At 69.6% G+C, this 14,230-nt stretch carries 17 protein-coding genes; 10 read left to right on the top strand and 7 right to left on the bottom strand.

Annotated features, from left to right (window positions below; translation table 11 throughout):
* Positions 1 to 13: 13 nt before the first annotated feature.
* Positions 14 to 853, bottom strand: a complete 840-nt coding sequence (locus H036_RS0116910) for an HpcH/HpaI aldolase/citrate lyase family protein (protein WP_017935989.1) — start codon at positions 851 to 853, stop codon at positions 14 to 16.
* The gene (locus H036_RS24560; protein WP_157417524.1) at positions 850 to 1,788 is read right to left on the bottom strand and encodes an RDD family protein; all 939 of its coding nucleotides are present in this window, start codon (positions 1,786 to 1,788) and stop codon (positions 850 to 852) included. The genes H036_RS0116910 and H036_RS24560 overlap by 4 nt, the downstream gene beginning before the upstream one ends.
* Before the next feature lie 91 nt (positions 1,789 to 1,879).
* Here H036_RS24560 and H036_RS0116900 point away from each other — a divergent pair, with 91 nt between their 5' ends.
* The 6 genes from H036_RS0116900 (at position 1,880) to H036_RS0116875 (ending at position 7,181) form a co-directional block, all read left to right on the top strand.
* Positions 1,880 to 2,884 (top strand): M48 family metallopeptidase, encoded by a 1,005-nt coding sequence (locus tag H036_RS0116900; protein ID WP_017935987.1) that lies wholly within the window; start codon positions 1,880 to 1,882, stop codon positions 2,882 to 2,884.
* Between the two features lie 121 nt (positions 2,885 to 3,005).
* Positions 3,006 to 3,866 carry a polysaccharide deacetylase family protein gene (locus H036_RS0116895; protein WP_157417522.1) on the top strand — a complete coding sequence of 287 codons (861 nt, stop codon included), beginning with the start codon at positions 3,006 to 3,008 and terminating at the stop codon, positions 3,864 to 3,866.
* A 47-nt stretch (positions 3,867 to 3,913) separates the two neighbouring features.
* Positions 3,914 to 4,324 (top strand): hypothetical protein, encoded by a 411-nt coding sequence (locus H036_RS23360; RefSeq protein ID WP_017935985.1) that lies wholly within the window; start codon positions 3,914 to 3,916, stop codon positions 4,322 to 4,324.
* Between the two features lie 126 nt (positions 4,325 to 4,450).
* On the top strand, positions 4,451 to 5,437 hold the full coding sequence (locus H036_RS0116885) for a L,D-transpeptidase (RefSeq protein WP_198290006.1): 987 nt from the start codon (positions 4,451 to 4,453) through the stop codon (positions 5,435 to 5,437).
* Positions 5,403 to 6,308 (top strand): uracil-DNA glycosylase, encoded by a 906-nt coding sequence (locus tag H036_RS0116880; RefSeq protein WP_017935983.1) that lies wholly within the window; start codon positions 5,403 to 5,405, stop codon positions 6,306 to 6,308. Before H036_RS0116885 ends, H036_RS0116880 begins: the two co-directional genes overlap by 35 nt.
* Positions 6,309 to 6,419: 111 nt before the next feature.
* Positions 6,420 to 7,181 carry an isocitrate lyase/PEP mutase family protein gene (locus H036_RS0116875; protein ID WP_017935982.1) on the top strand — a complete coding sequence of 254 codons (762 nt, stop codon included), beginning with the start codon at positions 6,420 to 6,422 and terminating at the stop codon, positions 7,179 to 7,181.
* Positions 7,182 to 7,229: 48 nt separating this feature from the next.
* Here the strand turns inward: H036_RS0116875 and H036_RS23355 are convergent, their stop codons facing one another.
* Positions 7,230 to 8,696 carry an MFS transporter gene (locus H036_RS23355; RefSeq protein ID WP_017935981.1) on the bottom strand — a complete coding sequence of 489 codons (1,467 nt, stop codon included), beginning with the start codon at positions 8,694 to 8,696 and terminating at the stop codon, positions 7,230 to 7,232.
* Positions 8,697 to 8,754: 58 nt separating this feature from the next.
* Here H036_RS23355 and H036_RS0116865 point away from each other — a divergent pair, with 58 nt between their 5' ends.
* A complete protein-coding gene (locus H036_RS0116865; protein ID WP_017935980.1) occupies positions 8,755 to 9,192 on the top strand; it encodes a MarR family winged helix-turn-helix transcriptional regulator in 438 nt (145 codons plus the stop codon).
* Positions 9,193 to 9,275: 83 nt separating this feature from the next.
* Here the strand turns inward: H036_RS0116865 and H036_RS23350 are convergent, their stop codons facing one another.
* Positions 9,276 to 10,427, bottom strand: a complete 1,152-nt coding sequence (locus H036_RS23350; RefSeq protein ID WP_017935979.1) for a DUF2235 domain-containing protein — start codon at positions 10,425 to 10,427, stop codon at positions 9,276 to 9,278.
* Positions 10,428 to 10,588: 161 nt separating this feature from the next.
* On the opposite strand from H036_RS23350, the gene H036_RS0116855 reads away from it, so the two are divergent.
* Together H036_RS0116855 and H036_RS0116850 are read left to right on the top strand one after the other, a co-directional pair.
* Positions 10,589 to 10,921, top strand: a complete 333-nt coding sequence (locus tag H036_RS0116855; protein WP_017935978.1) for an antibiotic biosynthesis monooxygenase family protein — start codon at positions 10,589 to 10,591, stop codon at positions 10,919 to 10,921.
* A 60-nt stretch (positions 10,922 to 10,981) separates the two neighbouring features.
* A complete protein-coding gene (locus tag H036_RS0116850; RefSeq protein ID WP_017935977.1) occupies positions 10,982 to 11,392 on the top strand; it encodes a hypothetical protein in 411 nt (136 codons plus the stop codon).
* 681 nt (positions 11,393 to 12,073) lie between these two features.
* On the opposite strand, the gene H036_RS25495 is transcribed toward H036_RS0116850, so the two are convergent.
* A complete protein-coding gene (locus tag H036_RS25495) occupies positions 12,074 to 12,556 on the bottom strand; it encodes a hypothetical protein (RefSeq protein ID WP_157417520.1) in 483 nt (160 codons plus the stop codon).
* Positions 12,557 to 12,869: 313 nt separating this feature from the next.
* Between H036_RS25495 and H036_RS25490 the strand changes: the two genes are divergently transcribed.
* Entirely contained in the window at positions 12,870 to 13,223 is a 354-nt protein-coding gene (locus H036_RS25490; RefSeq protein WP_198290005.1) for a hypothetical protein, read from the top strand.
* Positions 13,224 to 13,603: 380 nt separating this feature from the next.
* Here the strand turns inward: H036_RS25490 and H036_RS23345 are convergent, their stop codons facing one another.
* Positions 13,604 to 13,843 carry a hypothetical protein gene (locus tag H036_RS23345; RefSeq protein WP_017935974.1) on the bottom strand — a complete coding sequence of 80 codons (240 nt, stop codon included), beginning with the start codon at positions 13,841 to 13,843 and terminating at the stop codon, positions 13,604 to 13,606.
* Between the two features lie 79 nt (positions 13,844 to 13,922).
* The coding region (locus H036_RS0116835; RefSeq protein ID WP_017934619.1) for an integrase core domain-containing protein at positions 13,923 to 14,230 on the bottom strand (308 nt) is incomplete at its 5' end.

Here is a 14,230-nt window from a genome sequence, read left to right as displayed (position 1 = left end):
AGGCGAGTGGGACTTAGGACAGCGCCGAGACGCCGAAGACCTCGGCGAGCCGCTTGATCTTGCGGGCGCGGCCGAGCCGGGGCAGGTCGCTGCCGTCGCGGATGACCTGACCACGAGCGTCGAAGTCGGCGAGGAAGTCACGGGCCCAGGCAACGTCGGACGGTGCCGGGCTGATCACCTCGTTGATCACCGGGAGCTGCTCCTTGTCCAGGCAGAGCTTGCCGGTGAGGCCGAGCGAGACGGTGACTCCGGCCTGCTCGCGCAGCACCGGGTGGCTGCTGCTCACCGTCGGGCCGTCGACGGGGCCCGGCAGTCCGCCGATCCGCGAGGCCACCACGAGGCGCGAGCGCGGGTAGGCCATCGCCAGCTCGTCGGCGCTGGTGCCGGTGTCGCGACGGTAGTCACCACTGCCGAAGGCGAGCCGTACGACGCCGCGGGCGCGAGCGATCGAGACCGCCTCCTCGATGCCCAGCGCGGACTCGATCAGTGCGAGCACAGGAGCCGCGCCGCCGAGCCGGTCGAAGGTCTCGGTCACGTCGGCGGCCGACTCGGTCTTGGCCAGCATCACGCCGAGCAACCCGGGCACGCCGGCGAGCTGGCTGACGTCGTCGCCCCAGTAGGGCGTGGTGTGGTCGTTGATCCGGACCCACGCCTGCCGCTCCCCCGACGAGAGCCACTCGATGACACCGCGACGGGCCTCGTCCTTGGCAGCGGGGTCGACGGCGTCCTCGATGTCGAGCACGATCTGGTCAGCGGGCGACTCGTAGGCCGCGTCGAACAGCTCCGTGCGGCTGCCGTTGACCAGCAGCCATGAGCGAGCGTCCTCGGGTCCGATCTTCCTGTGCTTGTTCACGCCGACATTGTTCCGGGCGCCTCCATGCCGCCGCGCGCCGCCCCCTGAGAAAGCCGGCTCGGGCGAGGCCCGACATGGACCACGACCGTGCCTGCGATGAGATCGTGCAGGCCGCGCGAGCGGCGCTGGAAGGCGATCAGCACCAGACCCACGAGGAAGAGCGTGGCCGAGAGCGCGAACGCCACCGCCCGCACCAGGGCCCGGGCCGGTCCGACGGGTGAGCCGTCGACCCGCTGCACCCGCAGGCCCAGCAGCCACTTGCCGACGGTGGCGTCTGCCACCGCGACGCAGACCGTGGCGTAAACAGCCGCCCAGGCGCCGAGGGCGACCGCCGCCAGCAGCTGAGCACCCTGCTTGCTGAGCCACGAGTCCGAGAGGCCGAACGCGTCGAGGAGCAGGTGCAGCACGGCGGTGGTTCCGGCGTACGCGGCGAGGACCACGCCGAGGTCCACCAGCCAGGCCAGCAGGCGGCTGACCCCGCCGGCGTAGGCCGACGCCAGTCCGGTGGCGGGGTCGTACCAGACCGGCCGGGTACGCCGCCGCAGCGTCACGCGGTCGGCGATCCGCTCCGCCAGCCGGTCGGCATCGGCGAGCCGCGCCCGCGCGAGGTCGAGGGTGCCGCCGGCCAGGTGCCCGGTGGTCTCCGCGACGATCTGCGGGATCCCGGCCCGGTAGACGATCCGCTCCATGTCGACCCGTTCGAGCAGCGCATCGATGTCGACGCGCTCCATCAGCCGGTCGATGTCGACGCGGCCGAGCAAACGATTGACGTCGACCTCGTCGAGCACCGTGTTGACGTCGACGTTGTCCAGCACCGCCTCGATCGGGACGATGCCGACCATCCGGCCGGTCACCGCACCCGCCACCCGGCCGATCAGGCCAGGCTCCTGGCGCTGATCCGGGGCTGGTTGATGACCGCGCGCCGGCGTACTCACGCTCGTCACCCTAGACCCGTGAACGACCTCCCGGGCGACGACTCGGCCGATGTCGGCACCAAGCAGGCGCCGGTGGTGGAGACTGCCCTGCATGGCCCTGCCGTTGCGCTCCCGCGTCGCGCTCACCGACATCAGCTCCCGCGCCTGGGAGCACCCCGCCGACCGCGGTGCGCTGGTCGCGCTGCGCAAGCTCAAGGGGTTCGACACCGTCGTCAAGACGATGAACGGCCTGGTCAGCGAGCGCGCCACCCGGCTGGTGCTGCTGGGCAACGCAGTGCGGGTCGACGAGCGCCAGTTCCCGGTGCTGCACCGCCTGCTCGCCGACGTCGGCCAGGTGCTCGACGCCGCCGAGCTGCCCGAGCTGTACGTCGTCAACGATCCGACGGCCAATGCGATGACGATCGGCATGGACAAGCCGGTGATCGTGCTCAACTCGGGCCTGGTCGACCTGATGGACGAGGAGGAGCTGCGCTTCGTCCTCGGTCACGAGCTCGGTCATGCACTGTCGGGCCACGCGGTCTATCGCACCCTGCTGCTGGAGCTGCTGCAGTTCAGCGGTGTTTTCGGAGCGCTGCCGCTGGGCGCACTGGGAGTGCGCATCATCCTGGCCGCGCTGATGGAGTGGTCGCGCACCTCCGAGCTCTCCGCCGACCGGGCCGGGCTGCTGTCCACCCAGGACCCGGCAGTGGCGCTGCGGGTCCACATGAAGCTCGCCAGTGGCGGCCACCTCGCCGACCTGGACGCGGCCTCCTTCCTGGCCCAGGGCGCCGAGTATCGCGAGTCCGGTGACCTGCGCGACTCGCTGCTGCGGCTGACCCTGGTCGAGCAGGCCAGTCACCCCTTCGCCGTCATCCGTGCCACCGAGGCGCGGCGCTGGGTGGACTCGGGCGAATACACCGCGATCCTCGGCGGAACCTACCCCGTCCGTGCCGACGATGCCGGTGCGCCGATGAGCGAGGCCGCGCGCCAGGCCGCGGCTCACTACGCGGAGAGCTTCGCCCGGGCCCAGGACGCGCTCGTCTCGGCGATACGCGACCTCGGCGGACTGGTGGGTGCCGCCAAGGGCTGGTTCGACGAGCGCTTCGGCCGGCACTGATCGCGCTGGTCGACCCCTGCTCACCTGACTGTCCTTCACGATCTCGGCGATTGCTCCCCGATCCGGTCCTCGCGCCAGGAATGATGGCGCCGGACATTCGCAGACCTGGATGGGACGACTCGTGGGGATCGAACCGGAGCGGCCGGCGCGCGTGCTGCGCCGTACCGTGCTGCTGGGGCTTGCCGGGACCGTCATCGGCGCGGCCGCGCTGGGGGTGGAGGCGGCGACCTCGCCCGGACACAAGCACGCTCATGGGAACACCCGCGCCGCGTTGACCGGAGCCGTCGTGCCCGCGGTCGCGGCACCCACGCCGAGCCCGCCGCCCGTGCTCACCACCCATGCTCCGCACTGGGCGCAACGCTGGCACGCGCCGATCTACGACCTCGACGACTTCCTGCGCCGCAGCCGGCACGTCCACTTCCCACGCCGCTCGGTGCTGCTGACGGTCGACGACGGTCCGAGCCCGCTGTGGACGCCGCGCTACCTTCGGCTGTTCGCCAAGCACCACGTGACGGCGACGTTCAACCTGATCGGCGAGCAGGTCGCGCCGAACCGCAGGATCGTGCGGCCGATGGTCGGCGAGGGCCATGCCGTCGCGAACCACACCTGGACCCACGACGAGCGGCTGCCGTTCCGCAGCCGGCGCGACATCCACCGCGAGGTCGCCCGGACGAACGAGGCGATCCACGACGTCACCGGTCACCGGCCCATCCAGTTCCGGGCACCGGGCGGCGTCTGGGGGCCGAAGCTCTTCGCCGAGCTGAACCGGGAGCGGATGCTCCCGGTCGACTGGAACATCGACCCGCGCGACTGGGCCCGCCCGGGGACGCCCGCGATCGAGCGGGCGATGCTCGCCAGCCACCCAGGCGACATCATCCTGTGCCACGACGGCGGCGGCGACCGGTCCCAGACGTTCCACGCGCTGGAGAAGGTGATCCCGGCGCTCAAGCACCGCGGCTTCACCTTCGTCGCGCTGCCCTGAGTCCGATTCGGCGCTCGCGGGCTCTCTTCGTCTGCTTCAATCGCGGCGTGCGGCGACTCATCCAGACGATGCTCGTGATCGCGATCGTGCTGGACGCGGCGTACTGGACGATCTGGTTCCTCGACCGCTCGGTGCTGGCCAGTGAGCAGACCCAGGCCTACTACCAGTTCGAGAACGCCTTCCCGCTCGCCGACGCCTGGCTGGGGCTGGCCTGCGTGCTCGCGCTGGTCACGCTCACCCGGCGACACCCGGCGGCCCTGTTCTGGCTGATCGCCGCCGGCTCGGCGGGCCTCTACCTGTTCGGGATGGACTTCCTCTACGACCTCGAGCACCACATCCTGTTCACCAGCGCGGGCGGTGTCGTGGAGGCGCTGATCGTGGCGCTCACGCTGGCGTTCGCCCTCACCGCACTCCGCTACGCGTGGCGGCACCGGGACGAGCTGATCGCTGGGGCCTGATCGGCGAGCGCCCGGCGGCGTCGGAGCCGCGACCCGCCGTCGGCGTTTTGACCCACGCTTGCTGCCTCGGGTTTCAATGGAGCCGTGATGGACATGCGGAGTCGGAGTGCAGCAGGCGCGGCCGTGGTGTCCGCGCTCCTCGTGACGCTCCTCGTGGCGCTCACCGCGTGCTCCGGCTCCGGGAGCGACACGGGCCAGGCACCGGCGTCCTCCTCCGGCGCCGGCGCAAGCACCGCTCCGTCCTCGACGTCCGCCTCGGCCAGTACGTCGGCCAAGCCGAAGAAGCACTACCCGACGGGTCCCGCGATGCAGTTGCAGAGCATCGCCCCGCTCAGCGGCGCCACGGTCGGCGTGGCGATGCCGATCTCCATCGTCTTCACCGACCCGGTCGCGACCTCCGCGCGAGCGAAGATCGAGAAGCACCTCAAGCTCTCCAGCTCCACGCCCGTGACCGGTGCCTGGCACTGGTTCAGCGACCGCCGCGTGGACTTCCGCCCGCAGAGCTTCTGGACGCCCGGCACCACGGTCACCACGGTCGCCGACCTCAAGCACGTCGGTGACGGCAACGGCCGCTACGGCACCCGCTCCTACACCCGCGACTTCACCATCGGCGACGACGTCCGCACCCATGTCTACGTCAAGCAGCACAAGACCGTGGTGACCCGCGACGGCAAGGTGCTGCGCTCGATGCCCAGCGACGCCGGTAGCCCCGACTGGCCGTCCTGGAACGGCATCATGGCGGTGGTGAACAAGTCGCCCACGATCCGGATGACGTCCTGCAGCGTCGGCATCGCCTGCAAGAAGAGCGACCCGAACTACTACGACCTCACCCTGCCCTGGGACGTCCGGATCACCTGGTCGGGCACCTTCCTGCACTACTCCACCGGCGATCCCAACCCCGGCCACAGCTACGGCTCGCACGGTTGCGTCCACCTCTCGCTGGCCGACGCGAAGTGGTACTACAACCTCTCCAAGGAGGGCGACCCGGTCACCGTCACCGGCTCCCCTCGCGGCAAGGCCGACGGCGACAACGGGTACGCCGACTTCAACCTGTCGTGGCCCCAGTGGCTCGCAGGAAGTGCCGCGGGCCAGCTCACCACCCAGGCATCCTGAGGTCGAGATCGACGGCCTCCTCCCCCACCCGGCCACGGGTCGGCTGTTCCCCTCGCCGGTCCCGCCCGGCACGGGCTGGCCCGGCGACCCGGCCACTGCGGAGACTCCGATCGCACGGACCGCCGCGCAGGTACGCCGCCTCGCCGGCCGGGACCGCCTCGACACTCGGCTGAGCCTCGACGAGCTCGGCGCCCGGGTCAGCGTCTGCCGCGCCTGCCCGCGACTGGTCGAGTGGCGCGAGGAGGTCGCCGAGACCAAGCGTGCGTCGTACGCCGGCGAGCCATATTGGGGGCGGCCCATCCCCGGCTTCGGCTCGACGACGCCGAGCATCCTGATCGTCGGCTTGGCACCGGCCGCCAACGGCGCCAACCGCACCGGCCGGGTCTTCACCGGCGACCGCAGCGGCGATTGGCTGTTCGCCTCGCTTCACCGCGTCGGCCTGGCCACGCAGGGCACCAGCGTGCACGCGGCCGACGGCCTCGAGCTGATCGACACCCGCATGGTCGCCACCGTGCGGTGCGCGCCACCGCAGAACAAGCCCACCACCCGCGAACGGGACACCTGCTCGCCCTGGATCGAGGCGGAGCTTCGCCTGCTCGCCGAGCACGTCACCGTCGTGGTGGCGCTCGGCGCGATCGGCTGGGACGCGACCCTGCGGTCCTACGCCGCGCTCGGGTGGCAGGTGGCCCGGCCCAAGCCGCGCTTCGGTCACGGCGTCGAGGCGACGCTGGTGGGAGAAGGCCGCTCGGTGACGCTGCTGGGCTGCTACCACCCGAGCCAGCAGAACACGTTCACCGGCCGGCTCACCGAGGCGATGCTCGACGGCGTACTCGCCCGGGCGGCCGGCCTGCGCGAGACGGCCACGGACTGATCTTGGGCCGATCTCGGGCCGATCTCGGGCCGATCTCGGGCCGATCTCGGGCCGATCTCGGGCTCAGCTGGGTCCTGCGCTCCCTACCCAGTCGCCTGGCATGCTGCAGATATGACCGACCTGAGCGACAAGGCCACCGAGCTCCTCCGTCTGCACCACACCGGCGAGACCCTCGTGCTCCCGACCGTCTGGGACGCGTGGTCGGCCCGGACGGTGGTGGCGGCCGGGTTCCCGGCGCTGAGCATCGGCAGCCATCCGCTGGCCGAGTCGCGCGGGCAGCAGGACAACGAGGGCATGACCCTCGATGACGCGCTGGACGGCATCCGACGGATCACCGCGGCCGTCGACGTACCCGTCACCGCCGACGTCGAGTCGGGCTACGACACTCCTGCCGCCGAGCTCGTCGAGCGCGTCCTGGAGGCCGGCGCCGTCGGGATCAATGTCGAGGACACGGTGCACAGCCAGGGCCGGCTCCGTGACGTCCAGGAGCACGCCGACTACATCGGCGCCATCCGCAGCGCCGCCGACGCCGCCGGCGTCGACCTGGTCATCAACGCCCGCACCGACGCCTTCCTGGGCAGGGTCGCCACCTTCGAGGACCCGCTCGCCGAGGCCGTACGCCGCCTGCAGGCCTGCGAGGCGGCCGGTGCCCGCTGCGTCTATCCCGTCGGGGTCCCGGACGCCGCCACCCTCCGCAGCCTGCTCGACCAGCTCTCCGGCCCGCTCAACGTCACCGCCCACCCGATCAACGGCGCCCCCTCCGGCTCCTTCAAGGATTTGAAGGCGGCGGGCGTCCAGCGGATCACCTTCGGGCCGCTGCTGCAGATGGCACTGACCGACAACGTGACGGATCTGGTTGCTCCCTGGCGCTGACGGCCGCGGGGGCCAACCGGCGCATTCGTGCGGCGAGCGCGGCGAGCCTCAGTGGCGGGCACGCCCGACCGGCGACTCCAGGTCTTCGAGGCCCGCAGCGGCGAGCATGCCCTCCTCCATCTCGAACGCCTCCAGATCCGGTGACGCCTGCACCACGGGCTGCCTTCCCGGCAGCAACCAGGCCACCAGTGCTGTGACGACGCCAAGGCCGGCGGCGACCAGGGCGGTCGCCTGGTAGGAGCCCAGCGTCGGCGCGCCCTGATCGCCGAAGGCGCGCAGGAGCGTCACGGCCAGGCCGCTGCCGATGGCGAAGCCGACGTAGCGCGAGACCTGGTAGAACCCCATCGCGCTGCTGGTCTCCTCGCTGGGGACCGAGCCGACGATGAGGCCCGGCATCGCGGCGAAGGTGTAACCCAGGCCGATGCCGAGCAGGCCGGCACTGACGAAGATCTGCCACAGGTGCGAGTGGCCGAAGGCGAAGAACACCGATGCCGCCGACACCATCAGCGAGCCGAACGGGATGACCAGACGCAGGCCTACTCGGGCAGTGACCCACGGCAGGGTCCGGCTGACCGACGCGCTGAGCACCGAGAGCGGCACCAACGTGAGGCCGGCGACGAAGATCGACTCCCCCAGACCGAAGCCCGGCAGCTGGACGAACTCGGTGATGCCCACCATCGAGACGTACATCACCACGCCGAGGAGGAGTCCGCTCACGTTGGCGGTGAGCACCGGACGGCGCCGTACGAGCCGCAGGTCGACGAGCGGGTGGGCGACGCGGAGCTCGTAGAGGGCCCAGAGGCCGAGCAGCGCGAGGCCGATCACGATCATGAGGATCACGCGGGTCGAGCCCCAGCCCCAGTCCGCCGCCTTGTCGAGGGCCACGAGGAGGGAGACGAGACCAGCTCCGACGATCACGGCGCCAGGCAGATCGATCGGGCCGGTTTCACCGGTGTTCCTGGGCGCAGGCACGACCAGCCACGCCAGCACCAGCGCGAGTGCGCTGACGCCCGCACCCACCCAGTAGGCGAGCTCGACTCCGCCGTGGTCGGCGAGCAGCCCGGTAACCGGGTACCCCAGACCCACGCCGGCGGCCGCAACCACCGAGAGAGCCGCGATGGCCCGGCCCGCCCGCTCGGCAGGAAGGTTGTCGCGGGCAGCCGCCATCGCCAACGGCATGATCGCCAGGCCGAGGCCCTGGAAGGCGCGTCCGAGGATCAGCAGCGCGAGCGTGGTGGCCACCGCCGCCAGAGCGCCGCCGGCCACGACGACCGCGAGGCACACGAGCATCACCCGCTTGCGATGACGTCCGTCTCCGAGCCTGCCGACCAGCGGGGAGGAGACCGCCGCAACCAGGACCGTCGCCGTCAGCGCCCACTGCGCGTTGCCGATGCTCGTGTGCAGACGCTCGGCGAGCCGCGGGATCAGGGGCGCGCCGAGGCTGCTCACAACCGAGACGACCCCGCCGACGAAGATCAGTACGGGGACGAGGATGCGTTCTCGGAAGCCGGGCACGGCGGCAACTATACAGATGATCTGTACAGATCATCTGTAGGTGCCATAGCCTCCTTCCATGGACGACACGACGGGACCTGCGACGAGCTCGGCCGCCATCGCCGGCGACCTCCGGGCGGTCGTGGCCCTTCTCGTACGCCGTACGAGGGCCAACCCGGTCTTTCCACCCCACCAGTTCGGGGTGCTGCGGGCCATCGACCGCATGGGCCCCCAGACAGCGAGCCAGCTGGCGGCACTCGAGTTCGTTCGGCCGCAGTCCATGGCGCACACCCTCCAGCAGCTCGACGAGGCCGGGTTCATCACCCGGCACGCCGACCCGACCGACGGCCGGCAGACCCTGATCGCCCTCAGCGACAGCGGCGTCCGCGCCCTGGCCGACCAGCGCCGTGAGGTCACCGGCTGGCTGGCTGCCGAGATCGACCAGAAGCTTGACGCCGGTGAACGAGCCACACTGGCCCAGGCCGTCACCCTGCTGGGTCGCATCGTCAAGGGCTGACTCGGGTCCGACGATCGGCGTCGGACAGCGACGTACGGAACCACGACGTGGGCGGCTCGGGACCAGCAACGACTCCGACTTCCTCAGGGCGCTCCCAGCGGCGCCAGGTCGAGCCCGGCCTCAGGTAGTCGCTCGACCTGCTCGACGAGCCCGCTGAACCCGTCGGTCTGGTCCCCGAACGCCGCCAGGTTGGCCGGCGCGTAGCCGCCCTCCCGGTAGTGGCCGACGGCGGAGGCCGCTACCCGAACGGACACGGCGCGTTCGTTGGTGAGCCGACGCAGTCCATGGCTGAAGTCGCTCTCCTCGTGCCGCCCACGCAGATGCTCCTTCACGCCGAGGATCTCGTTGTCGACCTTGTAGAGAAGGCTGAGCGGGTTGTGGCAGATGGGGTCGGAGCCGCTGTTCACGTAGGTGTCCAGCAGATCGGCTTCGAAGACCAGCCCTGCGGCATGAGCCTCGCGTGCCATCCACAGCAGCGAGGTGTCCGACAACCCCGTCTGGACATATCCCCCTCCGACATCGGAGTGGGCACCTTCGAACCACACCTGCTTGATCCGCGGATCCTCGATCGGGGTGTCTGCGGGCTCCTTGGCCTCCCAGAGCGTGGGCGAGAACTTCAACCTGGTCTCGTCGATCGCCAAGGCATGTCGAGCGCACAGCACCTGGTCGCTGAGCTGAACGTCATGGAACCGCGGGGTGTCACGCTCGAAGCCGGGGACGCCGAGTGCCCCGACGGTGTCGAAGACGCCGAGGAAGGTCACCGTGGCGGTGTGGCAATGGTCGTGCTTGAACTCCTCCACGCTCTCCCCGAACGCCCCCTCCGGCATCTGCGTCCGCTCGTAGAAGCGGACGGCGGCAGGGAGCCGCTCCTGCACGAGTGCCACCTTGGTCAGCAGCCCCACGCGAGCGAGCATCCCCGCCACCGAGCGGGCGGTGTAGGCGCCCCGGCTGAACCCGATGATGAAGATCTCGTCGCCCGGCTGGTAGTTCTGCGCCAGGAACCGGTAGCAGGCGATCACGTTGTGAAACAGGCCCAGGCCGAAGGCTCCGCCCAACAGCCGGTCGGCCTCGTAGCTGCCGGCTCCCACACCGCTGATGTAGTAGACGAGCTGGTAGACGCCGCCGGTGGCCGAAGGGTCGGTCTGGACCGTGCGAGCGATCTTCTCGACATTCGTGACGTTCTCGCTGTCCGGCTTGTTCCACGTACCGTCACAGCAGACAACCAAACGCTTCATCTGCGGCCTCCTGGAGCCCTGATGAGTCAAGGAACGACCGGTCGAGCCGTGCATCCCAGTTCTTACTCTTACTCCGCGGCGGCGCCTGCGCGCCAGACCTCCCTGGCGTCCGGGCGGGCGCAGGCACAGGGCCGCTCGGTGCCCGTGACAGTCTTGGCCGCATGACCACGATCAAGATCAACGCCATCACTGTCCCGGCCGGTTCTGGCGACGAGCTCGCTCATCGATTCGCCGCACGGGCCGGCGCGGTCGACGACGCTGACGGCTTCGAGGGCTTCGAGCTGCTGCGCCCCACCGACGAGAGGGAGCAGTGGCTGGTCATCACCCGCTGGCGCGACGAGGACTCGTTCCAGGCATGGGTGAACTCCCCCGGGTTCGCCGAGGGTCACCGCTCAGCGGTCGAGCGGGCGGGCGGCGAGGCACCCCGCCCCGTCTCCACCCACAGCGAGGTGTGGAACTACGAGGTGGCGGGCGGCTCGAAGCCGCAGGGCTGATATCCACGCGGGGCGCGCCGTGAAGGCGATACTGCGGTGGTGAGGCCAAACCTCCCGCTGTTGCTCCTCATCCCGCTGCTGGCCGCGTGCAGCGATACGTCCAGCGGCCAGAACGCCTCGTGCCGCGGTCCCTATCTCGACGACCAGTCGCCGACCGGCGTCTACGGGGCGCCGGCACCGACGATCCAGCCAGGGCGCACCGTCACGATCTACGGCCACTGGTACACCGATACGTGCAATGACACGAGCATCGACAACGCTCCGCTGAAACCGCTGCCCGCGGTCCAGCTCACGCTCCGTATGTCCGACCGATCCGCCGTCAGCCTCGGCAGGTTCGTCCCGGACGGCCCAGACATGGGGTTCAAGGTGTCTGTCCGCGTCCCCACAACGGCACCTCAAGGCGCCGCGACCATCACGGACGACTTGAACAACACCTACCGCTTCACGGTCGCAGGGTCATCAGCCGCCTGACGACGTCTCGCCGGTGAGCTGACGATCTCGGATCGGCAACCGCGCTCCGCGAGGGCTGGCGCTCATAGGGCGACGACCAAGACGATCCCGGCGGTGATCAAGGTCGTCGACAACCGACCTCACATCGGGTAGCTCAGCTTGCCTCCGGGCAGGCAGACGACCAACCCGATTTCATCGCCGTCCGTCGTCTGCGCCGGTCGCAGCGGCCGCGCCCCCGTCATACCTGACGGGGCAGGGCTTCACCGTCTCGCGGCCGACTCTCACGTGCCATGCCGGACGATCGCATCACGATGCCGGCAAGCAAGGTTCGGTTCGAACCCCCGCGCGAACAAACCATGTTCGTCGGCAGACGTAGCACGGTCGAACCGCCGCGTGGTGGCGCACGATTTCGGCGTGCGAGAAGCCAGCGCCTCCTGCGACAATGCCGTGGGCGCGCCGGGGTATTTGGTCAGCCCCTCCAGGCGGCACGCTCAGGCGTGGGCCCTCGGCAGAGCGCCAGGTGGACGGATACGGCCCCGGCGCGTTCGCGCGTCGATCCGCCGCGTACCGTCCGGGTCGCGTCATAGCACCGCGAACCGGCGCACTTTCTAGACGACCGGATCTGCGGAACGTCGAGCGGGGCGGCTGAAACCCCGGCCCCGGGACCGCGCGCGACCGTCGGTTCCTAGGGCCGCGGGCGCGTCACGAGGATGTAGTGGTGCCGCGACCGTCCTCCGTCACGTCATCGAGGAACGGCAACGGCGCGTAGTCGCCGGAACGCCACTCAGGGATAAGCACGTCCTTCCAGTCATCAAGGATCGCGTTCCGCCGAAAGTAGGCGTCAAAGAACGAGCGGTACTGCTCGTGCAAGACGTACCTCCAGTCGCCAGCTCCAGTCACGTCTCGGCGTTCGACGCTCACTGTCCATGACTTACGCAGACACCACGTGACCACCGACGCACACACGAAAGCGGTCGAACGAACGAACTGCCCGCGCGATCCCCCTGGAACCCCGCCCGGGATTCTGAAATCTAGGTGGGCCAGCCACTGCGGCATGAACCGGGGATTTACTGAGATGAAGTAGGCCTGCCCGTATCGCTCGAACTCCTCGTTGAGCGGCGGGCTCCACGGTGGCGGCTCTGCTCGGCCCGTGGCCGCGGGTGGGTGCGGTCGGTCGTCTTGCACGCCACGATTGTCGCATCGCGAACGTACTCATCTGCCGCGACGAGCCCCTTCAAAGGTGCGTCACAACGCTGCGAACCGGGGCGCCAACACGACGGCCGGCTCTGTCGATGAAACGACGTGGGGGCACCCTCGCCGTTGCGGGTCCTGCCGTTCAGCCGACCGTTGAGTCGCGGATGGGACAGACTCTGCTTGTGCGCGTACCCGACGTGAACGTTCGCAGCTGGCGCCTCGAGCCCGATGCATCAGTCATCGAGCGCGGTTCACCGCTCTACATCCTGGTCGGGGGGCCTCCATCTTCGCGATCTATGTAGCCATGCAACGGACCCTCGGAGGATTCCAGGTCGCGGTGTTGGTGTTGGCGGTGTTCCTTGCCGCGGACCTCGGCGTGCTGCACCTGGCCGCCTGGTTGCAAGGAGGCCGTCCATCGCGACCCATCCATCGATGGGTGATACGCATCCTCAACCGGCTATCCGTGGCTCCGAAGACCGCTGCTCAACGCTGGTCGCTTCGCGCCGGTCACGCCGTCATGCTTCTCGGCGGAATGCTGATCAACGAGTACGCCGACAGCTTCGCCCTTGCGCTTGGCTACGTTGCCGCAACAGGACTCAGCTGCGCAGCACTGATGCTCGTGTGGCGCAGACCGTCGACGCCGATGCCCACGCCCTGAGCCGATCCTCTGCAGAAGATGGTCCGCTGAAGGGTCACCGGGCCCAACAGCTCGCCAACGACTGCGTCACATCGCCGCGATTACGGCGCTCCCTGTGTTTCGGGATGTCAGCGTGCGCTAAGGCGCGAAGCAGCCCCACGGCGCGCTCCAGATCGTGCCCAAGCGAGACCACTTTCGAGCGTCGCCGACAACCACTCGACCACCACGACGAAGGTGAGCGGCGGTGTCGGCGACCGACTCGATGTCATCTGAGATCTGGCCGACGCCGAGGTCGCCCTCCTTCTCCCCTGGCTCGTGTAGGTCATCGCTGAATGCCGCTGCAAGTTCGACGAGCCAGTTGATCTCGATTGACGTCGCTCGCCGTCCGTCGGTCTTGGCCTCTAGTGGGTCTGGCGCTCGGAGCCGGTGTCGAAGAACTGATCCAGGTAGACGTCTGGTGCGAGGTCGCTTTCGCGCATCAGGGAGAAGACCTCGGCGCCGTCGCTTGGTCCATCGACTAGGTGATAGCACTGCGCCAGGCCCGTGTACGTGCTTGGTGACTCCTCGATCGCGGCCGCGTACTTCAGGGCCTCAGCTTCGGCCTGAGCGATGGCGTCATCCGCCGAGTCCGCGCGCCACAAGGTAATGCGCTCCTCGTAGACAGCGCTTCGACGGCTCGTCGGGGGGGCCCTACCCCCGGATCTTGGACACGGGGTGTGATTACGCGGCGGTCGGCAGCGTAGCGGGCCGGCGGGCCTCGTAGGTGGACGGGGACAGATAGCCGCACCAGGAGTGGCGGCGGCGGGTGTTGTAGCGGACGAGCCACTTGAAGACCTGCCGGCGGCAGGTGACCTCGTCGGCCCAGCAGGCGGCGTCTTGGAGGACCTCGCGCTTCATCGTGGCGTTGAACGACTCCGCGAGCGCGTTGTCGGCCGAGGATCCGACCGCGCCCATGGACTGGGTGACGCCGAGCTTGCGGCACAGCTTGGCGTAGGCCTTGGAGCAGTAGACCGACCCGTGGTCGCTGT

Origin of the sequence: Nocardioides sp. Iso805N (assembly GCF_000364605.1) — a bacterium.
Taxonomy (GTDB): domain Bacteria; phylum Actinomycetota; class Actinomycetes; order Propionibacteriales; family Nocardioidaceae; genus Nocardioides.
This window is presented reverse-complemented; position numbering and strand designations above follow the sequence as displayed.

What these genes read in the sequence shown, in the direction of transcription:
- H036_RS23350 (WP_017935979.1), bottom strand. Translation starts at nt 10,427, where the DNA reads ATGAAGCGTTTGGTTGTCTGCTGTGACGGTACGTGGAACAAGCCGGAC.
- H036_RS0116900 (WP_017935987.1), top strand. Translation starts at nt 1,880, where the DNA reads ATGGCCCTGCCGTTGCGCTCCCGCGTCGCGCTCACCGACATCAGCTCC.
- H036_RS0116855 (WP_017935978.1), top strand. Translation starts at nt 10,589, where the DNA reads ATGACCACGATCAAGATCAACGCCATCACTGTCCCGGCCGGTTCTGGC.
- H036_RS0116865 (WP_017935980.1), top strand. Translation starts at nt 8,755, where the DNA reads ATGGACGACACGACGGGACCTGCGACGAGCTCGGCCGCCATCGCCGGC.
- H036_RS0116875 (WP_017935982.1), top strand. Translation starts at nt 6,420, where the DNA reads ATGACCGACCTGAGCGACAAGGCCACCGAGCTCCTCCGTCTGCACCAC.
- H036_RS25490 (WP_198290005.1), top strand. Translation starts at nt 12,870, where the DNA reads ATGCAACGGACCCTCGGAGGATTCCAGGTCGCGGTGTTGGTGTTGGCG.